Source organism: Bacteroides timonensis (assembly GCF_000513195.1).
Classification (GTDB): Bacteria; Bacteroidota; Bacteroidia; order Bacteroidales; family Bacteroidaceae; genus Bacteroides; species Bacteroides timonensis.
This window is the reverse complement of sequence record NZ_CBVI010000108.1, coordinates 38,902-65,552: the sequence shown is the minus strand read 5'-3', so window position 1 is coordinate 65,552 and position 26,651 is coordinate 38,902. Positions and strand designations below refer to the sequence as shown.

Here is a 26,651-nt window from a genome sequence, read left to right as displayed (position 1 = left end):
ATACATTGGTATGCAGACACAAGAAGTGGCTATTAAACCTACCATGAAGATCTTTATGAAGTCTGATTCTGAGATGCTTGACGAGGTTATGGTAGTGGCTTATGGTACAGCAAAGAAGTCCTCATTTACAGGTTCCGCTGCTACAGTAGGCGGTGAAAAAATCAGTAAAATGCAAACTTCTAACGTTTCCAAATCATTGGAAGGCGCTATGGCCGGTGTCCAAATTTCTCAGAGTAGTGGTCAGCCGGGTGCGGCAGCTAATATCTATGTGCGTGGTATCGGCTCTATTTCGGCAAGCCGTGCTGCGTTGATAGTGGTTGATGGCGTTCCTTATGAAGGAAGTTTGAACCAGATTGCTCCAGCGGATATTGAGTCTATGACTGTGTTGAAAGATGCAGCCGCAAACTCTTTGTATGGTGCTCGTGGAGCCAATGGTGTTGTGCTGATTACTACTAAACGTGGACAGAGTGGTAAGGTAAAAGTGACTTTCGAAAATCGTACCGGCATCAATATGCGCGGCGTACCCAGCTATGATATCCTTACCGATCCGTCTGAATACTATGAGCTTTATTGGGAGTCCATGCGTAACAATTATGTTTCGTCCGGCAATTCTTATTTGGCGGCTGGCCAGTATGCTTCAGACAATTTGGTCAAAACATTAGGCGGATATAACAATTACAATGTAGCTGACGGAGAACTTGTGAATCCCGTTACCGGGCGTTTGAATCCTAATGCTAAGTTGATGTATCAAGATAATTGGCTAGATGAGGCTTTTAGACCTGCAGTTCGTCAGGAAAATGTTTTTTCATTGAGCGGTGGTACTGAGAAGACAAGCTATTATGCTTCTTTAGGTTATTTATACGACAATGCATATACGGTAAATTCTAACATGGATCGTATTAATGCTCGTGTCAAGGTGGATCAGACTATCAATGACTGGTTTAAGGCCGGTTTCAATCTGGCATATAGTAATGTGAAGACCAACTCTCCCAATGTAGGTGGCTCAACCTACTCGTCCATATTCTACTTCGGTCAGACGGTAGCTCCTATTTATCCGGTGTATATGTATGATAAGGATGGAAACCGCATACAGGATTTCAAAGGAAACGACCGATATGACTATGGTACTGAGATGGGAAAACGTCCGGTCGGTGCCAATGCTCATCCGATTGACCAACAATTGAATAATATCTATAAAGGCACGGTGGACGTTATCAGTGCCAAAGCTTATGCAGAGTTTTCTTTCTTGAAAGATTTCAAGCTTACTGTCAATGCAAGTATCGACAATTTTAATACACGTACAGTCAGCTTCCAGACTCCTATTGGCGGAGATGCCTTAAACGTAAACGGACGTGGCACTACGGAAATGAGCCGCTACTATGTACTGAATGCGAACCAATTATTGAATTGGTCACACACTTACGCCCAAGTTCACAATGTAGAAGTTTTATTGGGACATGAGACCAAGAAAGACCGTAGCGAAAGCTTGTGGGCGCAAAAAGAGAATTTCCTTGTTCCCGATAACCCCGAATTGGATAATGCAGCCAAACTGTCGGATGCAAGCTCATCGGCAGCTGAATATGCATTGGAAGGAATGTTTGGTCAAGTGAAGTACAACTATGATGAAAAATATTATTTCTCGGCCAGTTATCGTCGTGATGCCTCTTCACGCTTTCATCCGGACAACCGCTGGGGTAACTTTTGGTCGGTAGGTGCTTCATGGCGTATCAACCAGGAAAATTTTATGCGGGAGCTGACTTGGATTAACGATTTGAAACTGAAAGCAAGTTTCGGTACACAAGGAAATGACAACATCGGAAACAACCAACCGTATAAGGATCAGTATAATGTAGTAAGCAACGATGGTGCTATCGGTATCCAATACGTATTTCGTGGGAACAAGGATATTACTTGGGAAAAGAGTAATAACTTCAATGCGGGTATTGAAATCAGACTTTGGGATAAGCTGTCGGGCAACGTGGAGTATTTTAACAAGACTACTTGGGACTTGCTGTACAGCAAGCCATTGCCTCCTTCTCAAGGTATGCCGACATTTATTTACGAAAATACCATGCGTATGCGTAATGAAGGTATAGAGCTTGAATTGAACTATGATGTTTTTAATACCAATGATTTTAGATGGAGTATCGGACTGAATGCTACCCACTATACAAACAAACTCCTCGAACTCCCCGCTGACCGTCCACAAGACGGATGGGCTACCGGCAATTACTTTCGTAAAGTGGGTGAACCGTTGTTTAACTATTACGACTATATGTTTGCGGGAGTAGATCCGGAAAATGGCGACGCTCTCTATTGGGCTGACGAGAAGGATGAAGAAGGCAACATCACCGGACGGAAAACTGTCAACAAGACAAGCCTCGCTACTCGTTATGAGTTGGGAAAATCGCCTATACCTGATTTGTATGGTGGCTTCTCCACCGATTTTGAATTCTATGGCGTTGATGTGGCTGCTAACTTTGCTTATCAGATTGGCGGATGGGTATATGACAGCTTTTATGCCAGTTTGATGAGTGCGGGTTCTGCTGGAAGAAACTGGTCTAAAGATATCTTTAATCGTTGGACTCCAGAGAATCGTTATACAGACATTCCTCGTCTTGATGAAAATAATTTGGATCAAGGTGTATCCGGTGATCGTAATTTGACAAAGGCTTCTTATTTGAGCTTGCGTAACTTGACTGTAGGATATTCTTTCCCAAAAAGTATGATTAGCAAGGCTAAAATTGAGAAGCTGCGTGTATATGTAACCGGAGACAACCTTTTCTTGCTGTCTGCACGCAGAGGATTTGACCCGCGCCAGAGTATTACCGGTGATACAGGCTACAATTATTCGGCCATGCGTACCATTTCATTGGGTATCAACCTTGAGTTTTAACGATTAATTAGAAGAAAAATGAAGATTAACAAGATATTATTGCTTTCTGCTTTTGCCGGTGTGGCGTTGGCAGGTTGTGGCGATGGCTTTTTTGACATCGAGAATGCTGGAGTTGCTACAAAAGACGAGATTGATGCGATTGGCTCCTCAAGTCCGGAGGCTCTTATTAAAGTGGTAGAACCTTTGATGCTGGGACTTAACAATTATACTTTTCAGTATAACACGCAGGGTAGTTCAAGCACGGTGCATGAAGACTTCGGCTTGATGGGGGTTTATCACTTGGGCGATGTGATGAATGACGATTTGGCTTTTGAGGTGAGCGGTAGCGGTTGGTTTACATTTGACTATCAGCTTGACTACTGGTCCGAACAGTATAAGCGTCCTTATTTTTATTGGAACTTCTTCTATTCTATCATAGGTAAGGCAAACGATATTATTGTGAAGATTGCTCCGGATGTAGTAGATGCCGATTTGAAAGCCTATCGTGGCGAGGCATTGGTATATCGCGGGTTTGCTCATGCCTATTTGGCTCAAATGTACCAACAAACCTACATAGGCAACGAAGATGCTCCGGGCGTACCTATCGTACTGACCCCGGATGAAACAGAATCGGCTGTTGCCGGTCGTGCGCCGTTGAGACAGGTTTACGCTCAGGTAGAGAAAGACTTCAAGGCTGGTATGGAAGCATTGGCCGGATGGAAACGTCCCAACAAAACGATGATTGACGAGCAAGTAGCCGCAGGTCTTTATTCGCGCGTTTGTATGGTTACAAACAATTGGGATGATGCTATTACTTATGCTCGTAAAGCCCGCCAAGGCTACAGTGTCTATACTCCGGCAGAATTACTGGCAGATGAAGCATTTAATAATATTGCTGCCAAGGAATGGATTTGGGGAGCGGACATTACTTCTGAAACCTCTACGGCTTTTGCTTCTTTCTTTTCTTTCATGTGTTCTTATGATGCCGGTTATGGTGGTTCAGTAGGTCAATATCGTAAGATTGACGCTCGTCTCTACGACTCCATGAGTGCTAAAGATGTTAGAAAGCGCTTGTTTAAGCATTCAAGTACAGGGGTTGTCTATACGGCACAAGAACAGAAGTTCCCTGAATATACTAACATTAAATTCAAGAAAGTTGCCAACTGGGAAGCTGATTATGTGTATATGCGTGCCTCTGAAATGATTCTGAATGAGGCAGAAGCCTTGGCACACCAGAATAAAAAAACAGAAGCTGCAACTGTCTTGAAAGAACTGATGTCGCAAAGAGATCCCGATTGGAATCAGCAAAGTGTAACAGCTGATGATGTATATCAGCAACGACGTTTGGAGTTATGGGGTGAAGGTTTCTCTTTGTTCGATCATTTGCGTTTGAACAAGGGCATCGACCGTAATTATGAAGGTTCCAATCACTTGAAGAGTGCTCGCTATACCATAGATGCGGGTAGCTGGTATTTCCACTTCCAAATACCTCTGAGAGAATTGCAAAATAGCGATGCGATCAGTGCTGATGAACAAAATCCAGCTCCGGAAGAAAGTAAATTCAAATAATTCTAAAGTATAAAGAATATGAAAAAATATACTCTAATATCATTTTTTGCATGCCTGTTGCTCACTACTGCATGCGAAAATGACGATAAGCTCAGTGACACAAGAGTACCTGACGAAACAGCGGCAACAATTTCCTTGAGCGTTGTTGTGGAAAAATATGATGCTACATTCAGTATTGCACTGACTGATAAAGGAAATCCTGCAGTCAGAGAATATGGCGTGTTGATAAGTACGGTAGCACAGCCGTCTGTTGCGAATTCTATAATTGCAATAGTGGAGGATATAAATGCTCTTGAAAGTACTATTAAGCAAGGTCTCACTCCGGGAACTACCTACTATGCATGCGCCTATGCGCTGACAGCCAATCAGATGATAACCTCTGATGTGAAACAGTTTAAGACGGAAGAACACCCGTTGGGAGCATTTGCCGGTAGTAAAACATTGTCCGGCTATAGTTTGTATGCCGAAGCGGACAATTCTGTGCCGGTAACAATTTCGCTTGATGCCGAAGATGAAGCTGTTGCCTATATCAATGGACTTGGTTCAGAAGCCGGTGTAAACCTTGCCTTGGGTGCGGTGAAATTAGTCTTTGACAAAGCAAAGGGGACAGTGACCATTCCTGACGGGCAGATTATTGCAGAAAAGAATTACGGTAATTATCGTTATGTAGGATTGGATGCAGAGGCTAATCCGGTAGCGGGTGTTATTGTTGGAACCATTGAAGGGAACTCTATCAAATTTAATGCTTTGGGTGCTATAATCATTGCTGGCGGCAACAGCGGGTTATTCCATTGGGCTTATTTTGACCTTGTTATTCAATAACCTTTTTAATATAATATCAAGAGCGAGAGAGAGGCCGTCTTAAAATGAAATAGAGATTGCCTTTTTTATAAAGTCTATGATAATAAAGAAAGCGTGTGGCTAACTATTCACAAAAATGTTGGCTACACGTTTTTTTTTACTAATTTTGACGATTAGATATTTATAAAGAACATTACTTATGAGAAAAGTACTACTTTTATCCCTAGTGTTGTTATACACTGTTTCTACATGGGCTGCGCAACGCTCTCCTGAAGGGGCTCTTACGATTGCAAAGTCTTTCTTTGCACAATATCCCGCTACGCGTTCGGCCGATGATGTCCGATTGGTCGCTGTATCCGGGGATTTATTGAAGTCGGCTTCTACCACCCGTGGTCTTTCTGCCGTATCTTCTTTCTATGTTTATAATCATGGGCTGTCTGCCTATGTGATTGTATCAGGCGATGACCGCATGAAACCCGTATTGGGCTACTCTGATAGTGGAGCTTTTGTGACAGATAATCTACCTCTTAATATACTGGGATGGCTGGAAGGCTATGATGCCGTGTATGCGGCTTTAGCTGATGGCAAGCAAGTCATAAAAGAGCCTATGTTGTTGACACGTGCTGCTTTCTCGGAAACAGTATCTCCTTTGTTAGGCAATATTAATTGGAATCAGGATGCGCCTTATAACAATGCTTGCCCGTTGGTGCAGGTTCGTAAGGCAATATCGTGATCCGTCTTATACCTGTACTGCCGGTTCTTTGGACGCATTTATCGATGAAGTTTGGTTCCAGCGCCGTGTTGAGCTTTGGGGTGAAGGCTTTGCATTATTCGACATCTTGCGTTTAAAGAAACCTATTATCCGCCAGGGGGCTAACTATCCTATCAACAGTACATTTGCTGAAATTGCTGCTGAGGCTCCTATCATGATTTACCGTATTCCTGAGGCTGAAACATCTGTGAACAGTGCTATTACAGAGGCTGACAATAATCCGGCTGCAATGGCTCCGACTCCGGTGAACTAATAAGCACATTATCAAATAGGAAAAGAGAATGGGGTGTATTCGGATTTACGGATACACCCCTGTTTTTTATCAATTTGCAAAAAAGTAGCGGGAAATATTTGTGAAGTGTCAGATTTCTGTAACTTTGCGGTTTCGTTACTTAATAATTATTTAATTATTCTAATAAATGATGCCTATGAAGAAATTACTACTCCTGTCTTTGGTTCTTTTATGCAGCTTATCGGCATGGACGGCCCAACGCTCTCCGGAAGAAGCTCTTTCTATTGCACGAACTTTCTTTATGCAGTCATCCGGGGCTGTAACCCGTAATAGCGGTGAAGTTCAATTGGTGGCAGTCTCTAATGATTTGCTAAAATCTGCATCTACCCGTAGTGTGGAAGGAACAGCTTTTTATATCTATAACTATGCGCAGTCTGCTTATGTTATAGTATCCGGGGATGATCGTATGAAGCCTATACTGGGCTATTCGGATAATGGAAGTTTCATAACTGAGAACTTACCGGTAAACATACTTGGGTGGCTGGAACTATATAATGCCGCTTATGCTCAACTGGGTAACGCCGAAAAAGCGGTTGCTGAACCTAAACTGCTTACTAAAACAAGTCTTCCGGCATCTGTATCTCCTTTGCTGGAAAATGTATGCTGGGATCAAAGTGAGCCGTACAATAATACCTGTCCTCTTTATAAAGGAGAACGTTGTGTGACGGGATGTGTAGCTACGGCAATGGCTATGATTCTGAAATATCATGAATATCCTGTAAAAGGAAAAGGTACCCATTCTTATAAGACTTCCAGTGGAATTGAATGTTCTTTTGATTATGGAAATACTACTTTTGACTGGGATAACATGTTGCCGCAATATGAAGGTAATTATACTACGACACAGGCTAATGCCGTTGCACAGCTAATGTCTGCCTGTGGTATTGCTGTTGATATGGAATATTCACCATCTGCTTCGGGAGCCTATTCACATCAGGTAGGTCAGGCCTTAATTGACTACTTTGGATATGATGGTAATTTGGGCTTGGTATATCGTCAATATTTTGCTTCTGCCGAATGGATGAATCTGATTAAATCAGAAATTAACGAGAAGCGTCCTATTTACTATTTCGGATCTTCGGATGATGGAGGTCATGCGTTTGTTTTTGATGGGTATAATGAAGAGGATATGGTTCATGTCAATTGGGGATGGAGCGGAATGAATAATGGTTACTTTGAAGTTGCTTCCTTAAATCCGGAATCTCCCGGCATTGGTGGTGGAAGCAATCTTGGAGGTGGCTTTACGAGAGGCCAGGGAATGTATCTGGGGATACAACCGCCTACTACTTCTTCAAGCTTTACTTCTCATTTTGTTATGACGAAGTTGGAAGCAAATAAAGAGGAAGTCACTAAGGGAGACGTGTTTAAACTGACGATTACTGAGATAGTTAATAGGAGTGTGGCATGTAAGAATAGTAAGTTGGCAGTGATAGCGGAAAAAGATGGTCAACAGTCAATATTAGGGCAGATGGCTTTGGATGCGATGATAGATACGTATGAAGGATATAGTGCTCTTTCTTTTTCTAATCTGAAAATACCTAATGATTTTGCTGATGGAACTTATTCCGTATATGTAGCTACCAAAGATGAGCGCGAAGCAACATGGAGTCGTGTGCGTAGTTACGTGGGTTCTGAAGCACAACTCATTCTTGTTGTAAGCGGTAATAAATGTACTTTGACTCCGTTCAGTGGTAATCTAAGTCTTGAAGAAGACATAGAAGTTAGTGTGAAATTAGCCCATAGCTTATATAGTGGTCTCAAAGGAGATTACAAAATGTTGGTTTCTAACAAAAGCACATCGGACGAGTATTATGGTTTAGTGGGTGTTGCACTTTTTGATAAAAACGCGGACTTTGTAGCGATAGTCGGAAACGTACAGGTCGAAATGAAACCGGGCACGATTAATAGAGAACTGGCTGTATCCGGAAACTTGACTGTTACTAAGAACTCTGTGACTACCAATATTCCTGCTGGAGAGTATTATATTTGCCCCTGTATAGATTGGGGAGGAGGTACGTATGGCATCGGTGAATTAACTCCGGTCACCATAAAGGAGGCGTATGGAACTGCCGATTTAAAGGTCAGCCAACCACGTCTGGAGAAGGTACAACTTCAAGTAGGTGAGAGTCTGAATTTTCTGGCTGATCTGTCATTGTCTGGTGATGGAAATGTATATACTGGAACATTGGCAGCAGCTGTTTATGAGAATGCCCAAGGTTATCCATACAGTGTACACTATCAAAATGTATTTGTGGAGGCAGACCAAACGGAAAACCTTGTAATGGAAATTCCTCTGAGTCTGGGTGAAGGAAGGCATGCTGTTCGTTTGTATAAATCAGGTACTGATGGAGACCTTGTGACAATTAGCACTCTCTATTTTTCTGTAGGACCGGCCACCGGTATTGAGGATGAAATAGCCGATAAGGGCGGATTAGTTATCTATCAGCAACCAGTAGAAGATATTCTTAATATCCGTACTTCTCATGCCGCCCGAGTGATTTCTGTCTATAACTTGTCCGGACAGCAAATAATACAGCAAAAAGAGTCCGGGGATAAGAAAGAGTATTCTATTCCGGTAGGAGGGTTGGATGCAGGCTGCTATATTGTAGTGTTGCAATCAACTGATGGTAAGATATACCGGAGCAAATTTATGAAACGTTAGATTATATATTTATAATATGTGGAACGAGGCTATTCTATTAACTTAGGATGGCCTTGTTTTTAAAAAAGTATTTAAAATCATTTGCCGAACCATATATTTCAGTAATTTTGTCTTTTCTAATGAACAACAAGATAGTGATTTGTGTCATTCGTTGAGGTGCTACTAAAACAACTAACCCCTAACTATATGAGGTGTACACTACTCTTTCTATTTATTCTTCTTGCAAATCGGCTTCTTGCTGATAATGTCACAGCAGAGCAAGCTCATGCTTTAGCTACCGATTTCTTTAAAACGAATGTTCAAACCCGTAGTACTGCCGCGTCACCACAGTTGCAATTAGTTTGGGATGGAGAAGATGCGAATACCCGTAGTGTAGGGAATCTTCCGGCTTTCTATGTCTTTAATAGTACCGATCGAAAAGGTTTTGTTATTATTGCCGGAGATGATGTGGTTATGCCTGTACTAGGTTATTCTTTCACAAACAGCTTTGTGGTAGATGGGATGCCTTCTAATCTGAAAAGTTGGATGAATGGGCTGAAAGAACAGATCAATGAGGTAAGAGAGACGGGACTGAATACTTCTGATGTTGTATCTGAGGCGTGGAGAGGGGTGTCGGATATGACAACCGGAGATGTGGTAAAGCAGTATAAAACAGCGGAGTGGGATCAAGAGAGTCCTTATAATACGCTTTGTCCAAAAATTGAAGGCACCCAGACTGTTACAGGGTGTGTGGCAACGGCTATATCCATATTGATGCGATATCATCAATGGCCGAATGCAGGAACGGGTACTCTTCCAGCTTATAGTTATGATGCGCTGGTTAGTGGAGCTAAAATTCACCAAAATGTATCGGGGAGAACTTTGGGACATACTTATGCTTGGAACGATATGCCACTTCAATATGATCGGAATTCATCCGAGATTTCTAAAAATGAAGTTGCAACTTTGATGTACGACTGTGGTGTTATGGCTCAATCGCAGTTTAATATCGCTTCTGCCGGTGGAACCGGTGCCGCTACATTGACAGCTATTCATGGATTGGCAGAGTATATGAATTACAATAAAAGCATGTTGTGTCTTCGTCGTGAATGGTATTCGGAGGCAGAGTGGATACAAATGCTGGAAAATGAAATAATGGCAGTAGGCCCTGTGCTTTACGGTGGAGCTACTCTTAGTAATGAAGGACATCAATTTATATTGGATGGATATACAACGAAGGATTATTTTAGAGTAAATTGGGGGTGGAGTGGCTATAGTAATGGTTATTTCCTGATTTCAGCTTTGAATCCGAATAATCAGGGAGCAGGTGGTAGTGCTGGCGGTGGCTTTGTCGCGAATCAAGACGCTTTGTTCGGGCTAAAGCCGGCGGAGGGAAATTCAAGCTATCAAACATTATTGGCCATGCTTGCTGGGAAATCTCAGGATGGAACTTATTATTCCGGTTTGGAAACCTCTGAAACTCAATTTAATGTAAACTCTTCCTTTATTGTGAAGTGCGGCTTCCTCTGGAATTTGGGATTAGACTCGTTCTCGGGAAAAGTAGCTTTGGCTATGGTTGATAAGAATTTGAATATAAGGGAATTTATATCAGGAATCTCGGATATTCCAAGTATGCAGACATATTATACAGTGTCCTTTGCTCCTTCCTGTAGAATCTCATTGACTCCACAACCCGGTGATCGTATTGTTGCAGTCTACAAAGGAACAAATGATGCCGAATGGAAAGTGGTTCATGGTGGTCCTGATACCACGAATGAGATTATTGTTAAGGCTGATCCTACTTCAATTATAGAGACGAAGCAAGAAATACGATTTACTGCTTTCTGTGATAAGCAACAGGAAACCGTGGTTGTTCATTTGCCGGAGAATTCCCGCAGGTTGAATCTATATGATGTAAACGGGCGTCTGTTGAAACAAATATTGTCTGAAGGAAAAGAAACTATAACTTTCTCTTGCCGGGAATATCCTACGGGAGTATATATCTTGCAGGCTGTAACGGACAAGGGAATTCATCAATGTAAGTTTTTAAAATGAAAAAGGAAATTAATATTGTAATAGCAACCTTACTTGTACTATTGGCGGGTTGTCGTTCTGCGAAAAAAGAAACAATGGTCATATCTGATATGCAAAAGATAGAAATGAATTCTGGAGCAATTACTCCACAGTTGACAGGTGGTAATCCGGCCTCCACTTCTCCGGTGGTTTATATCTATAAAACCAAGGCTGATTATTCACACCAGGTACCGGTGATAATGGATGAGGCTCGTACCCGCATTTTGTCCTATCCTGCGCCCGGGGATTTGAAAATGGGGGATGGGTTACGTCTGCCTACTCTTTTGAATAAGGGATACTTGCTGGATAATAAGGGAATAGGTCCTAATGTGGCTTTTCTTACCTATACGTATGAAGAGTATAGCCAGTTGCCCACAGCACCTTCCATGACCGATCTGATGTCACATATTCTTGATAAGTATCCTTTACTGGAAATTCGTGCATGCGGTCGCCGTGCTGATTATAAAGATATTGTTATAGAATTAAATGAAAAAATAGCAGAAGGATTTCTGCAAAAATAATTATATTTGTCGCCCAATATATAATAAATAGGTATAGTAAATGAAAGAATTTGTAATCTCCGAAGTACAGGCAGAAACGGCGGTATTGGTTGGTCTCATCACGAAAACACAGGATGAGCGTAAGACAAACGAATATCTCGATGAGCTGGAATTCTTGGCTGAGACAGCCGGGGCGGAAGTAGTGAAACGATTTACCCAGAAGCTGGATCAGGCACATTCTGTGACCTACGTCGGCAAAGGTAAACTGGAAGAAATTAAAGAATATATCCGGAACGAAGAGGAAGCCGAACGGGAAATCGGTATGGTGATTTTTGACGATGAACTCTCCGCGAAACAGATACGTAACATTGAAGCTGAGTTGAAGATCAAGATATTGGATCGCACCTCGCTTATTCTCGATATTTTTGCCATGCGTGCACAGACAGCCAATGCAAAGACGCAGGTGGAATTGGCACAGTATAAATACATGCTTCCCCGTCTGCAACGTTTGTGGACCCACTTGGAACGCCAGGGTGGCGGTTCCGGTGCCGGTGGCGGTAAAGGTTCAGTGGGACTTCGTGGTCCGGGTGAAACGCAGTTGGAAATGGACCGTCGTATCATCCTGAACCGTATGTCATTACTGAAAGAACGCTTGGCAGAGATCGATAAACAGAAGTCAACACAGCGAAAGAACCGTGGACGTATGATACGTGCGGCATTAGTGGGATATACCAATGTGGGCAAATCCACATTGATGAACCTGCTTGCCAAGAGCGAAGTATTTGCAGAAAATAAACTGTTTGCAACATTGGATACTACAGTGCGCAAGGTGATTATTGATAATCTGCCGTTCCTGCTTTCAGATACGGTTGGTTTCATCCGTAAGTTGCCTACTGACCTGGTAGACTCTTTCAAGTCGACACTGGACGAAGTGCGCGAAGCGGATTTGCTGTTGCACATTGTGGATATTTCACATCCGGATTTTGAAGAACAGATAGAAGTAGTCAATAAAACATTGGCGGATATCGGTGCATCCGGTAAGCCAATCATACTTGTATTCAATAAAATAGACGCTTACACCTATGTGGAGAAAGCGGCTGACGACCTTACCCCCAGAACAAAGGAAAACTTGACACTCGAGGAACTGATGAAGACTTGGATGGCAAAGATGGAGGATAATTGCCTCTTTATCTCTGCCCGCGAGAAGATCAATTTGGAGGAACTGAAGAGTGTGGTTTATGCACGCGTGAAAGAACTGCATGTACAGAAATACCCTTATAACGATTTTCTTTATCAGACCTACGAAGAAGAGGAAGAGGTCTAATCGATGAAGAATTAATTCTTCATTCTTAATTTACTTATTATGAATTACAGACATTTAACCGAAGACGAAGTACTCCGGTTGAAAAGCCAGTCGTGTCTGGCGGATGATTGGGGGAAAGTAATGGTAGCAGAAGACTTTGTTACCGAGTTTGTACATCACACCCGTTTCTCGGGAGATGTACGTTTAGGCGTATTTCAATCAGAGTTCACATTGCCGGGTGGAATTAAAAAACATTCCGGTTTGCGTCATGTAACACTCCACAATGTCACGGTGGGGGATAACTGTTGCATTGAGAACATCCAGAACTACATTGCTAATTATGAGATCGGGCATGACACATTCATTGAGAATGTAGACATCATCCTGGTGGACGGATTGAGTAAATTCGGTAATGGGGTAGAAGTATCCGTACTGAATGAAACCGGTGGGCGTGAAGTACTTATCAATGATAAACTTTCTGCGCATCAGGCTTATATCCTGGCGCTTTATCGCCACCGCCCGGAGTTGATTTGCCGGATGAAGTCTATAACAGACTTCTACTCCAATAAGCATGCCTCTTCGGTAGGTACTATCGGCAATCATGTGATGATACTCAATACAGGTTCTATCAAGAATGTACGTATCGGAGACTATTGTCACATCTGCGGAACTTGTCGTCTTTATAATGGTAGCATTAATAGTAATGCGGAAGCACCGGTACACCTTGGTCATGGAGTTATTTGTGATGATTTTATCATCTCTTCCGGTTCACATATAGACGATGGAGCTATGCTGAGCCGTTGCTTTATAGGTCAGGCCTGTCGTTTGGGACATAATTATTCAGCGTCCGAATCGCTTTTCTTCAGCAATTGCCAGGGAGAGAATGGCGAGGCATGCGCTATCTTTGCCGGACCGTTCACTGTGACGCATCATAAGTCCACTTTACTGATTGCCGGTATGTTTTCATTCATGAATGCCGGTTCGGGTTCCAACCAGAGTAATCACATGTATAAGTTAGGCCCTATCCATCAGGGAACATTGGAACGTGGTGCTAAAACTACTTCCGATTCCTATATTCTTTGGCCCGCTCGTGTAGGTGCTTTTTCATTGGTAATGGGCCGCCATGTGAATCATTCTGATACTTCTAACTTGCCTTTCTCCTATCTGATAGAGCAGAACAATACTACTTATCTTGTACCGGGTGTCAACCTGCGAAGTGTAGGAACCATCCGTGATGCGCAGAAGTGGCCGAAGCGTGATGGACGTACGGATTCCAACAAACTGGATTTCATCAATTACAACTTACTCAGTCCCTATACCGTGCAGAAGATGTTCAAGGGACGGGAAACTTTGCAGAACCTGCGCCATGCTTCGGGTGAACTTTCCGACATCTATTCTTTCCATAGTGCGAAAATCCGTAACTCAGCATTGGTGAAAGGTATCAAGTTCTATGAGATCGCCATCCATAAATTCCTTGGGAACTCTGTCATCAAACGTCTGGAAGGTATTGAATTCAAAAGTAATGAAGAAATACGTGCCCGCCTGAAGCCCGACACCACAGTGGGTAGCGGTGAGTGGGTGGACATTTCCGGCCTGATAGCTCCGAAGAGCGAGATAGATGCCCTGATTAATGATATCGAGTGTGGCAAAGTAGACCGTCTGAAGTACATCAATGCTGAATTTGAGAAGATGCATCAGAACTACTACACTTATGAGTGGACCTGGGCTTATGAAAAGTTGGAGGAATACTACGGAATCAAACCGGACAATATTACGGCTACAGACATCATCCGCATTGTAGAGAAGTGGAAGGAAGCGGTAGTTGGGTTGGACCGTATGGTGTATGATGATGCCAAGAAAGAATTCTCGCTGGCTTCTATGACGGGCTTCGGTGCCGACGGCTCGCGCGCAGAGAAAGAAATGGACTTTGAGCAGGTACGTGGTGACTTTGAAAGTAATCCGTTTGTCACTGCCGTGCTGAAACATATTGAAGATAAGACAGCGTTGGGTGACGAATTGATAGGTCGTATGCAGAGGGTGTCATCATTTTCACTCTAATTAAAGAAATATTTCAATAATAGTTCTTACCTTTGTGCTACGATTCATTAATTTAATTTACGAGTAATTATGGCAACAACACCTCCGTTCAAGTATCAACCTATGTTTGAGCATGGGGAAGATAAGACTGAGTATTATCTGCTTACAAAAGACTATGTATCCGTAAGCGAGTTTGAAGGAAATCCCATTCTGAAGATTGAAAAAGAAGGTCTTACAGCAATGGCTAACACGGCTTTCCGCGATGTGTCATTTATGTTGCGCCGTTCGCACAATGAGCAAGTTGCTAAGATTTTGCGCGACCCCGAAGCAAGTGATAATGATAAATATGTAGCACTGACCTTCCTGCGCAATGCAGAAGTTGCTTCAAAAGGCGTGCTTCCTTTCTGTCAGGATACCGGTACGGCTATCGTTCATGGTGAAAAGGGACAGCAGGTATGGACTGGTTATTGTGATGAAGAAGCTCTTTCGTTGGGTGTCTACAAAACATATACTGAAGAAAACCTGCGTTACTCTCAGAATGCTCCGTTGAATATGTACGACGAGGTGAACACGAAGTGTAACCTGCCTGCACAAATAGATATCGAAGCTACCGAAGGTATGGAATATAAGTTCCTTTGCGTGACCAAAGGTGGCGGTTCGGCCAATAAGACTTACCTGTATCAGGAAACAAAAGCAATCCTGAATCCCAGCACTCTGGTTCCTTTCCTCGTTGAGAAAATGAAGACGCTGGGTACAGCTGCTTGTCCTCCTTACCACATCGCTTTCGTCATTGGCGGTACTTCTGCTGAGAAGAACCTGCTGACGGTGAAACTGGCTTCTACTCATTATTATGATGAGTTGCCCACTACGGGTAACGAATACGGACGTGCCTTCCGTGATGTAGAACTTGAGAAAGAAGTGTTGGAAGAAGCTCATAGGATTGGCCTCGGTGCACAGTTCGGCGGTAAATATCTGGCTCATGATATCCGTATCATCCGTCTGCCTCGTCACGGTGCATCTTGTCCGGTAGGTCTGGGCGTTTCTTGCTCTGCCGACCGTAACATCAAGTGTAAGATCAACAAAGAAGGTATCTGGATTGAAAAACTGGACAGTAATCCGGGCGAACTCATCCCGGAAGAAATGCGTCATGCAGGCGAAGGTGCCGTGATTAAGATAAACCTGAACCAGCCGATGGCAGATATCTTGAAGGAACTGACTAAATATCCGGTGGCTACACGTCTGTCATTGAATGGTACGATTATCGTAGGCCGTGACATTGCACATGCTAAGCTGAAAGAACGTCTGGACCGCGGTGAAGATTTGCCACAGTATATCAAGGATCATCCGATTTACTATGCCGGCCCTGCCAAGACTCCGGTTGGTATGGCTTGTGGCTCTATGGGCCCCACTACTGCGGGACGTATGGACTCGTATGTAGAGTTGTTCCAAAGTCATGGTGGCAGCATGGTTATGCTTGCTAAGGGTAACCGTAGCCAGCAGGTGACGGATGCTTGCAAGAAGTACGGTGGTTTCTATCTCGGTTCTATCGGTGGTCCTGCCGCTATCCTGGCACAGAACAACATCAAGAGTATCGAATGTGTAGAATATCCCGAACTTGGTATGGAAGCTATCTGGAAGATTGAAGTGGAAGACTTCCCTGCATTCATCCTGGTAGATGACAAAGGCAACGATTTCTTTAAACAACTGAAACCTTGGAATTGCAGTAAGTAAGAAAAGAGCCTTTTATAAAGCTGATAATATAAAGAAGCCGTAACGGAGAAATTTTGTTACGGCTTTTTTGTTTCTCGGCATGAGGCTTTTATGATTTGTATATAATGTTGGTCATTAATATCTTATACGACTTTTCTCTTGTCACTTATAGGCCTATAATCTAATCCTTTTGTTCTGGAGATTTTATACCTGTTTTTGCAACTCTTTTCTTTATGAATGAGTTGTATTTACTCTCTGAATTATTCTGATTCCTGTGTCTTGTATTTTATAATATGGAATTGATTGGCTACTGTTTGTGTGCACTTTCTGTTTTGTTTTTCATGCATATATTCTTGTGTATTTTCCAATAATTATGTTGTGCAACATGTCTATACATAGTTTTCTCTTAAATGTTTTGTTGTTTTAATCTTGTTTTGTAGTTTTGTAATATAAATGTGTATTTTATAATATAAAATATTATGATAAAACAATTAATTACATTAATGATGTCAACGTACTTGTCCTTATCGTTTGTTCAAGCACAAGATTCGTTTCTTCCTATTTATCTTGATATGAATAAATCAATGGATGAAAGGATAGATGATGCAATGAAACGGATGACTTTAGAAGAGAAGGTTGCTCTGTGTCATGCCCAGTCTAAATTTAGTTCATCAGGGGTGCCCAGATTGGGCATTCCTGGAATATGGATGAGCGATGGTCCGCATGGAATACGTGAAGAATTACTTTGGGACTTGTGGAAACCTGCTGCATGGACTAATGATTCTTGTTTTGCTTTTCCAGCTCTTACTTGTCTGGCTGCCACGTGGAATCCTGAGCTATCCTTGCTCTATGGTTGTAGTGTGGGAGAGGAGGCCCGTTATCGGAATAAGAACGTGCTATTGGGGCCGGGCGTGAATATTTATCGAACTCCACTAAATGGGCGTAATTTTGAATATTTGGGGGAAGATCCTTATCTTGCTTCGGTGATGGTAGTACCTTATATAAAAGGAGTGCAGAGTAATGGAGTAGCGGCTTGCGTGAAACATTTTGCGGTAAATAATCAAGAGAGTAATCGTCATAAGGTAGACGTGCAAGTGAGCGATCGCGCCCTACATGAAATTTATTTGCCTGCTTTTAAAGCCGCTGTGGAAAAGGGTGGCGTGTGGGCGCTTATGGGTGCCTATAATAAGTATAAGGGTGAGCATTGTTGTCACAACCGTATATTACTAAATGAGATTTTGAAGAAAGATTGGCATTTTGATGGTGTGGTAGTATCTGATTGGGGTGGTACGCATGATACTCGTGAAGCTATCTTGAATGGACTGGATATGGAGTATGGCACATGGACTGATGGACTATCATGGGGCGAAAGTGACTCTTATTCAAGATACCATTTGGCTAGTCCTTACTTGGAGTTGCTACGTAGTGGCGAAGTGGGAGAGGATGAATTGAATGACAAAGTTCGTCGTGTACTTCGTTTGATTTATCGTACCTCAATGGGGAGGCATCAAAATTATGGCTCTTTTGTTTCAGAGGCTCACATGGAAGCGGGACGCAAGATTGCCGAAGAAGGCATTGTGTTGCTTCAGAACAGAGGCAATCTATTACCCATTGATTTGAATCAGGTAAAGACCATTGCTGTTATAGGTGAAAATGCGGTACGTCCGTTAACTTGTGGCGGAGGAAGTTCAGCCCTGAAGGTGAAGTATGAGGTGTCTCCTTTGGATGGCATTCGGAATATGGTAGGTTCTAAGGTTGATATAACTTATGCCCGTGGTTATGCAAGTACAGAATATGCCGCTCAACAAAATCTTGATCAATCGGCCGAACAACTGATACGCGAAGCTGTAGAAGTAGCTCGAAAAGCTGATATAGTGCTTTTTGTAGGTGGACTTAACAAAGATGAACATCAGGATTGTGAAGGAGCCGACCGCGACAATATGGACTTACCTTACAGTCAAAATGAACTGATTGAACAGTTGGTGGCTGTCAACCCTTGTCTGGTGGTGAATATAGTTTCGGGTAATGCTGTGGCGATGCCGTGGATTAAGAAGGTACCTGCTGTGTTGGCATCATGGTTTGGAGGTTCTGAAGCAGGTAACGCATTGGCTGCCATTTTGCTGGGCGAGGTTAATCCCTCGGGAAAGTTACCTTTTACTTTCCCGATGAAATTGACAGACAATGCTGCTCATGCATTCAAAGCCTTTCCTGGCAATGAAGAAACGGTAGAGTATAAAGAGGATATTTTTGTGGGCTATCGTTGGCATGATAAAGAGAAGATTTGTCCCTTGTTTGCATTTGGCCATGGATTGAGCTATACGACATTTGAATATAGCGATATTGAAATCAGCAATGGAGAACTGCTTCCGGATGAATGTCTTACCATTAAGGTGCGTGTCAAGAATGTGGGTCAACATAGTGGTAAAGAGATTGTGCAACTGTATATTCACGATAAGAAATGTTCGCTTCCTCGCCCGGAAAAGGAGTTGAAGGGATTTGCTAAGGTGAAATTGGAACCCGGTGAAGAACAAACTGTTGCTTTTAGGGTGGATAAAGAATCTCTTTCGTTCTATGATGACCGTAGGGGGGACTGGATAGCTGAACCGGGTGTTTTTGAGGCACTGGTAGGTGCTTCTTCCGATGATATTCGTCTGTCAGCAAAATTTAAACTGAAATAGCAGGATTATAAATATGAGTAAAATAGCTGTGATCGGTAGTAGCAATATTGACTTGGCAGTAAATACTGATAGGGCACCCGAAGGCGACGAGACTGTATTGGGCAATGGATTCGCTAAATCATGGTGGTAGAGGAGTTAATCAAGCTGCTGCCGTATCCAGAACTCCGTTTCTTTCAGGAATGAATTGGATAATTTTATTAATATAAATCGTGATAAAGAATGAAAAACAATTTCTTGCAAACTATTGCAGTTGCCATGTTTTGTTTGGCAGCAACTGTGGGGTGTTCTTCCCCCCAATCACAACAGAATTTGCTTCCCGAGGAAGTCACTCTTTCAAAGTCGGTCCTGTTGGACAAAATCAAGGGGGCCTGGGCTGGGCAGACTATCGGCTGTACGTATGGAGGTCCTACCGAATTTAAGTTTCGTGGCACAATGATTCAAGATTATAATCCTATCCGTTGGGATGATGGTTGTATTAAAAATTATTGTTTGAATGATCCCGGGCTGTATGACGATATTTATATGGACCTTACGTTTGTTGAAGTATTCGACCGTTTGGGATTGGATGCCCCGGTCGATTCGTTTGCCATGGAGTTTGCTAATGCCGGTTATGTATTGTGGCATGCCAACCAGGCCGCTCGCTACAATATTCTACAAGGCATTATGCCTCCTGCATCGGGCCATTGGATTAACAACCCTCATGCAAACGATCTGGATTATCAGATTGAGGCAGATTATTCTGGCATTATGTCACCTGGTATGCCTAATTCCGCATCGGAAATCTCAGACAAAATAGGGCATATCATGAATTATGGTGATGGCTGGTATGGTGGTGTTTACGTGGGTGCTATGTATTCGTTGGCTTTTGTATCTAATGACATTGAATTTATAGTGACAGAAGCACTGAAAGTCATTCCAGAAGAGAGTCTTTACTATAAATGTATGAAAGATGTGATAGACTGGTATAGGCAATATCCTGATGACTGGAAGCGCACTTGGTTTGAATGCGAACGTAAATATTCCGAAGACATAGGCTGTCCTGACGGCGTGTTTGTACCCTATAACATTGACGCTACCATTAACAGTGCCTATATCTTGATTGGCTTGCTTTACGGAAGGGGTGATTTTTTCAGGACCATAGATATTGCTACCCGCTGCGGGCAGGATTCCGACTGCAATCCGGCCTCTGCAGCCGGTATTTTGGGCACTATGTTGGGGTATAGTGGTATTCCCGAGTACTGGATGAAGAATCTGCGTGAAGCCGAGGATATTGATTTTGCTTTTACTTCCTCTTCTCTGAACAAGGCTTATCAGATGAGCTACAACCATGCTTTGCAGATGGTAGAACGTAACGGAGGCTGTGTGGGTGACAGCACAGTGACCATTATCTGCCAGAAACCGGTGTCAGTTCGGTTGGAGAAAGCTTTTGAAGGCATGTATCCTATAATGCGCAAGAATTTGAATCGCATGGTTGAGAAGTTTGGCAAATTCGAATTTGAGGGTACCGGCTTTGTCATGCGTGGTAGCGTGAAGTCGAAGAATGATGACTATGTGGCACATGTATCGGTATATGTGGATGGTGAGTTGGTGGAAGAAGCTAAGCTGCCTGTTAATTTCACCAAGCGACGTCAGGAACTTTGCTGGAAATATCAACTGTCTAAAGGTAAGCATGAGCTTATTTTAAAATGGAATAATCCCGAGAAAGATGCCATGCTACATTGCGGTGAAGTGATTATCTATTCGGATGTGCCGGTACAATTAAATCACCAATAAATAAGGGGAAATGGCTTGGGACAAGGAGTAGTACTTGTATCGGCTCTGTGGGGCATTTAATTATAGTAAAAAGGCTCTGGCTACTGAAAATGTTCAGTAACGAGCATAACAAATATAAGAAAAATAAATATGAAAAAACAGAATCTACTGACTTTTTGTACAGTCGTATCCTTTTGTATTCCTTTGTTGGCAGATGGAGTAATATCTAAAGACATCCCGCTTTATAGGCAGCCGGGTGCCTCTATAGATATGCGCGTGGAGGATTTATTGTCGCGTATGACTCTTGAGGAAAAGGTACTCCAATTGAGCCAATATATTGTGGGTTTAAACACTAACGTGAATAATACAGGAGAAGTAAATACCGGATTACCCGATGGAGTAGGTTCCTATATCTACTTTAGCGGAGATGCCAAACTGCGTAACGCATTGCAGCGTAAGGCAGTGGAAAATACTCGTCTTGGAATTCCTATTCTCTTTGGTTTTGATGTAATACATGGTTTCCGTACTATCTATCCTATTCCTTTGGCACAAGGATGTGCCTGGAATCCTGAATTAGTGAGTGAACTTGGTGCTGTGGCTGCACGTGAGTCGAGAATGTCGGGCACTGACTGGACCTTCTCGCCTATGATTGATGTAGCCCGCGACGGACGTTGGGGACGTGTCGCAGAAGGTTATGGTGAAGATCCTTATACAAATGCGGTAATGGGCGTGGCTACAGTCAAAGGTTATCAAGGTAACACCCTATCTAGTAAGGTCAATGTGGCAGCTTGTTTGAAGCATTTCGCAGGTTATGGTCGTTCTGAAGGTGGTCGAGACTATACAGCAACAGATGTGTCACGCCAATCTTTATGGGAAACTTATTTGCCACCTTATGAAGCTTGTATTAAGGCTGGAGCAGCAACAGTAATGAGTGCCTTTAACGACATTAGTGGTGTACCGGCCACAGCCAACCACTATCTGCTCACCGAAGTATTGAAAAATCGTTGGAATTATCAAGGTTTTGTGGTGAGTGACTGGAATGCTGTGGAGCAATTAATTCCGCAAGGCGTGGCTGCAAATCGTAAGGAAGCTGCCCATAAAGCGTTTTCCGCTGGATTGGATATGAATATGAAAGATGATTGCTATCGCGAACACATGGGCACTTTGGTAGCCGAAGGTAAGATAGATGAAAGGAAGATTGACGCATCAGTTGTGCGCGTACTACGTTTGAAATTTCAATTGGGACTTTTTGAACAACCTTATACTCCGATTTATGAGGACAACGAGCGTATCCTCCTTGCTGAGCATAAAGAGGTGGCTGCTCGTATGGCTCAGGAAACTATGGTGTTGTTGAAGAACGACAATAATCTGCTCCCCTTGAAAAAAGGAATGACTATGGCTGTTATCGGACCTATGGCTAAAGATAAGGAAAATTTGCTTGGTTCCTGGAAGGCACATGGGCGAGCTGAAGATGCGGAAAGTATTTATGAGGGATTGGAAAAAGAGTTTGGCAGTCAGGCTCGCTTGCTTTATGCCGAGGGGTGCGACTTCGATGGTGAAAACACTTCTTTGTTTACCGAAGCGTTATCTGTAGCTTCACAAGCTGATGTGATAATACTTTGCTTAGGAGAGAAGGCTGCTTGGAGCGGAGAAAATGCCAGTCGTTCGACTATAGCTTTGCCTCGTATTCAGGAACAATTGGCTGTAGAATTGCATAAAACGGGAATCCCCATAGTTTTACTTCTTTCCAATGGCCGTCCTTTGGAGTTGGCAAACTTGACACAGCAGTGTGATGCCATACTGGAGATGTGGCAGCCGGGTATTGCGGGCGGTACTCCTTTGGCACAGATTCTGTCCGGTAAGGTCAATCCCTCAGGCAAGCTTTGCATAACTTTTCCGCTTACTTCCGGCCAGATACCTATATATTATAATGAAAGACAAAGTTCTCGTCCCGATCAGGGAAAATATCAAGATATTCCCACAACTCCGTTGTACGATTTCGCCTATGGATTGAGCTACACTACATTCTCATACGGAACAATGCGTGCGTCATCAGCTACTGTACAGAGAGGTGGTAAGGTGAAAGTTGAAGTCCCGGTGACCAATACCGGAAATATGGATGGTTATGAAACTGTTCACTGGTTTATCTCCGACCCTTATTGCACTATTTCGCGTCCTCGGAAGGAACTGAAACATTTTGAAAAACGTTTCCTCAAGAAAGGGGAAACCACTGTGTTTACTTTCGAGATAGATCCTCAAAAGGATTTTAGCTATATTGACGAAGCGGGCAATCGCTTTTTAGAGGAGGGCGACTACTATGTTATGGTGAAAGATCAAAAAGTAAAGATTGAAATTAAATAAATGAAAGGTTATGAAGAAAATATATCTGTTTTTTGTACTATTAGTGGTAGCTTCTGTTCTTAGGGCTGCCCAACACAACAAAGTGTTAACTTCACCGAATGGACGTATCGCGGTGACAATTACTATAGGTGAAGACTTGACTTATACTGTAACGCATGATGGAAAGACTTTGATTTCGCCATCGACTCTATCCATGAGCTTGTCCGATGGTGAAGTATGGGGGAGAAATGCCCGATTAGTACATAGCAAGACGGTTATGGTTAACCAAATCATTCCTTCGCCACTCTATAAAAAATCGGAAGTCAAGGATGAGTATAATGGATTGCAAATGATTTTCCGCGGTCAATGGGCATTGGAATTTCGTGCCTATGATGATGGGGTGGCTTACCGTTTTATTAATCAGCGAAAGAAGCCTTTCAATGTAGTGAATGAAGAGGTTAACTATTGCTTTACTGATGATGTACCACTCACTATAGCCTATGTCAATGTCAAAGGTGATTTTGAGAGACAATTCTTTAACTCCTTTGAGAATGTCTACACTACAGCTCCTCTGTCGGAGGTGGATGAAAGCAAGCTTATTCTACTTCCAGCGGTTGCTACATTAGATACATCGACAAAAGTTTGTATTATAGAATCGGATTTGGAATCCTACCCTGGTATTTACTTGAATAGTGCTGCTCAACCTGGCTCCTTGAAAGCCATTTTTGCTCCTTATCCCAAAGAAAGCAGGCAAGGTGGACATAACCAACTGCAAGCTATTGTTACGCAACGTGAAGCATACATAGCGAAGGTGGATGGGAAACGTACGTTTCCATGGAGAGGAATGGTGATTTCGGACAATGATATTGACTTGGCCAATTCGGATATGTCTTATTGTTTGGCTGCTCCTTCGCGTCTTGACGACATTGACTGGATTCGTCCGGGAAAAGTCGCTTGGGAATGGTGGAATGATATGAACCTGGAAGGGGTGGATTTCCAAACCGGAATTAACAACGCTACCTATAAATATTACATCGATTTTGCTTCGGCCAATGGTATCGAATATGTTATATTGGATGAAGGGTGGGCCGTTAACTTGAAAGCTGACCTTATGGAGGTAGTACCTGACATTAACCTTAAAGAACTGGTGGAATATGGCAAAGCAAAAAATGTAGGCATTGTACTATGGGCCGGTTATTTAGCTTTCGAACGCGACATGGAGAATGTGTGCCGTCACTATTCGGAGATGGGAGTGAAAGGCTTCAAGGTGGACTTTATGGATCGTGATGACCAACGAATGGTAGAGTTTGTTCATCGTGCTGCCGAAACAGCTGCCCGTTATCACCTCTTCCTTGATTTACATGGAATGTACAAGCCCGCCGGACTGAACCGCACTTGGCCTAATATTCTTAATTTTGAGGGTGTGTTTGGATTGGAGCAGATGAAATTTTGTCGTCCCATGCCCGATATGGTCACTTATGATGTCACTATCCCTTTTATCCGTCAGGTGGCCGGCCCTCTGGATTACACTCAAGGAGCCATGAAGAATGTTTCGAAAGACAATAGCTACATCTGCTTTTCCGAACCGATGAGTCAAGGTACCCGCTGCCATCAGTTGGCTGCCTATATGGTGTTCGATTCGCCACTCAACATGCTATGCGATTCGCCTACTAACTATCAACGCGAGCCAGAGTCACTTGAATTTATTGCAGGTATTCCTACCGTGTGGGATCAGACACTTGTACTTGATGGTCGTATGGGTGAGTATGTCGTTACGGCACGTCGTCATAATAATACCTGGTATGTGGGTGGCCTGACCGGTTGGACAGCCCGTGAGCTTACATTAGATTGTTCTTTTCTCGGTGATGGACAATTTAAAGTAACACTTTTCAAGGATGGTGTTAACGCACACCGCAAGGGGACTGACTATGTCAAAGAAACATTCTTGATGACTAACAACCAGCAGTTGCAATTGCGTATGGCACCCGGTGGTGGATTTGCTTTAAGAATAGATAAAATGTAATTGACTAAAAACGAACAGAAGTGGCAACATTATATAAATTGATAAATAAATGCTTGGTCATATTGTTTGTCGGTATAGGCTTACCGGCTTGTAGTAACCCAGCTGCCGAGGCTGTTAAATTAGTGGCCGAAGGTGGGTGTATTCACCGCTTTTTCGATACATCTCCCATCAGTCCTTCCGGCAAGTATATAGCTCTTTTTCGTTTCCCTTATGAGAATCATTCTCCTCGTCCGGGTGATTTAGGAGAAGTGTTTGTACAGGATATGGAGAGCGGTGAAGTGCTGTTTTCCACTAAATCTTGTGGTTGGGAAATGCAACTCGGTGCCAATGTGCAGTGGGGCAAGAATGATGAGGAACTTTTTTATAACGATGTGGATACCGCCACTTGGGAAGCCTATGCAGTCCGTCTTAATTTCAAAACCGGGGAGAAGAAGCGCTGTGCGGGTACCGTCTTTATGGTGTCTCCCGATGGAGACAGACTTCTCTCTTATGATTTGTATAAATCACGCTTTGCACAAGTGGGTTATGGAGTTATAGTGCCCGATAGTGTTGCCAGGCGTAATATTGGCCCGGTGGCTAATGATGGGGTGTATGTCACGGATTTGAATACCAATGAATGCCGTATGATAGCTTCGCTGGCTGATATTTATGAGAAATCAGTTCCCTCTATAGCCATTTCTAATCCTAATGATTATGAATATTACTGCTTTCAGGTGAAGTGGAATCTGCAAGGAACACGAGTATTGACTACTGTGCAGTGGACTCCAATTTCGGGTGGCGACCGCCGCAGAGCCGTAATAACCATGAATCCGGATGGAAGTGATATTCGTACGGTTATCACTCCTGAACAATGGGCGCATGGCGGACATCATATAAATTGGATGCCTGACGGTGACCACCTGTCAATGAACCTCAATATTGATGGTAAGGAGGGGGTAGAGATTGTTAGTGTAAAGTATGACGGCGCCGACTTGAAAGAGGTTTATCCCATAGGCTCCGGCCATCCTTCGTATAATGTGGTGGGGTTGCCATACATCGTTACTGACGCCTATTCGGGTGAAGTGACTTCGGGTAAAGGTATGACACCCATTCGTCTGATAAACTATGAACAGCAAACAGAGTGCAACTTGGCTGAAGTGTATCTGCCGCCTATCCGTAATTTTGAGTTCCGTGTGGATGCCCATCCAGCTTGGGACAGGACTGGACGCTATGTCGTGTTCAATGGTGTGAAAGATGAACGTCGTTGTGTGTATGTGGCCAAAATAAATCATTAATAATATAACGT

General features: G+C 43.0%; 16 protein-coding genes. All 16 read left to right on the top strand.

Annotation, left to right across the window (positions count from 1 at the left end; translation table 11 throughout):
• On the top strand, positions 1-2,896 hold a 2,896-nt coding region (locus BN161_RS20330), incomplete at its 5' end, for a SusC/RagA family TonB-linked outer membrane protein (protein WP_044269737.1).
• A gap of 18 nt (positions 2,897-2,914) precedes the next feature.
• On the top strand, positions 2,915-4,444 hold the full coding sequence (locus tag BN161_RS20325) for a RagB/SusD family nutrient uptake outer membrane protein (RefSeq protein WP_044269719.1): 1,530 nt from the start codon (positions 2,915-2,917) through the stop codon (positions 4,442-4,444).
• An 18-nt stretch (positions 4,445-4,462) separates the two neighbouring features.
• Positions 4,463-5,266: a fibronectin type III domain-containing protein gene (locus tag BN161_RS20320; RefSeq protein WP_044269717.1), complete on the top strand. Its 804-nt coding sequence runs from the start codon at positions 4,463-4,465 to the stop codon at positions 5,264-5,266.
• A gap of 178 nt (positions 5,267-5,444) precedes the next feature.
• Positions 5,445-5,978 (top strand): Spi family protease inhibitor, encoded by a 534-nt coding sequence (locus BN161_RS20315; RefSeq protein ID WP_081743761.1) that lies wholly within the window; start codon positions 5,445-5,447, stop codon positions 5,976-5,978.
• Positions 5,923-6,270, top strand: coding sequence for a RagB/SusD family nutrient uptake outer membrane protein (locus BN161_RS20310; RefSeq protein ID WP_244436567.1), 348 nt, complete (start codon positions 5,923-5,925; stop codon positions 6,268-6,270). The genes BN161_RS20315 and BN161_RS20310 overlap by 56 nt, the downstream gene beginning before the upstream one ends.
• Positions 6,271-6,445: 175 nt before the next feature.
• On the top strand, positions 6,446-8,971 hold the full coding sequence (locus BN161_RS20305; protein WP_044269735.1) for a thiol protease/hemagglutinin PrtT: 2,526 nt from the start codon (positions 6,446-6,448) through the stop codon (positions 8,969-8,971).
• Between the two features lie 186 nt (positions 8,972-9,157).
• Entirely contained in the window at positions 9,158-11,005 is a 1,848-nt protein-coding gene (locus BN161_RS20300) for a thiol protease/hemagglutinin PrtT (protein ID WP_044269711.1), read from the top strand.
• Entirely contained in the window at positions 11,002-11,544 is a 543-nt protein-coding gene (locus tag BN161_RS20295; RefSeq protein ID WP_044269710.1) for a hypothetical protein, read from the top strand. Before BN161_RS20300 ends, BN161_RS20295 begins: the two co-directional genes overlap by 4 nt.
• Positions 11,545-11,584: 40 nt before the next feature.
• A complete protein-coding gene (gene hflX, locus BN161_RS20290) occupies positions 11,585-12,847 on the top strand; it encodes a GTPase HflX (protein WP_044269709.1) in 1,263 nt (420 codons plus the stop codon).
• Between the two features lie 39 nt (positions 12,848-12,886).
• Positions 12,887-14,884, top strand: a complete 1,998-nt coding sequence (locus BN161_RS20285) for a DUF4954 family protein (RefSeq protein ID WP_026367601.1) — start codon at positions 12,887-12,889, stop codon at positions 14,882-14,884.
• 69 nt (positions 14,885-14,953) lie between these two features.
• Positions 14,954-16,594: a fumarate hydratase gene (locus tag BN161_RS20280; protein ID WP_044269708.1), complete on the top strand. Its 1,641-nt coding sequence runs from the start codon at positions 14,954-14,956 to the stop codon at positions 16,592-16,594.
• A 482-nt stretch (positions 16,595-17,076) separates the two neighbouring features.
• On the top strand, positions 17,077-19,251 hold the full coding sequence (locus tag BN161_RS20275) for a glycoside hydrolase family 3 C-terminal domain-containing protein (RefSeq protein WP_044269707.1): 2,175 nt from the start codon (positions 17,077-17,079) through the stop codon (positions 19,249-19,251).
• A gap of 219 nt (positions 19,252-19,470) precedes the next feature.
• Positions 19,471-21,024 carry an ADP-ribosylglycohydrolase family protein gene (locus BN161_RS20270; protein ID WP_044269706.1) on the top strand — a complete coding sequence of 518 codons (1,554 nt, stop codon included), beginning with the start codon at positions 19,471-19,473 and terminating at the stop codon, positions 21,022-21,024.
• A gap of 129 nt (positions 21,025-21,153) precedes the next feature.
• Complete coding sequence (locus BN161_RS20265; RefSeq protein ID WP_044269705.1) at positions 21,154-23,364, top strand: glycoside hydrolase family 3 N-terminal domain-containing protein; 2,211 nt, start codon at positions 21,154-21,156, stop codon at positions 23,362-23,364.
• 10 nt (positions 23,365-23,374) lie between these two features.
• The gene (locus BN161_RS20260; RefSeq protein ID WP_044269704.1) at positions 23,375-25,366 is read left to right on the top strand and encodes a glycoside hydrolase family 97 protein; all 1,992 of its coding nucleotides are present in this window, start codon (positions 23,375-23,377) and stop codon (positions 25,364-25,366) included.
• Positions 25,367-25,386: 20 nt separating this feature from the next.
• On the top strand, positions 25,387-26,640 hold the full coding sequence (locus BN161_RS20255) for a hypothetical protein (protein ID WP_125910882.1): 1,254 nt from the start codon (positions 25,387-25,389) through the stop codon (positions 26,638-26,640).
• Positions 26,641-26,651: the final 11 nt, after the last annotated feature.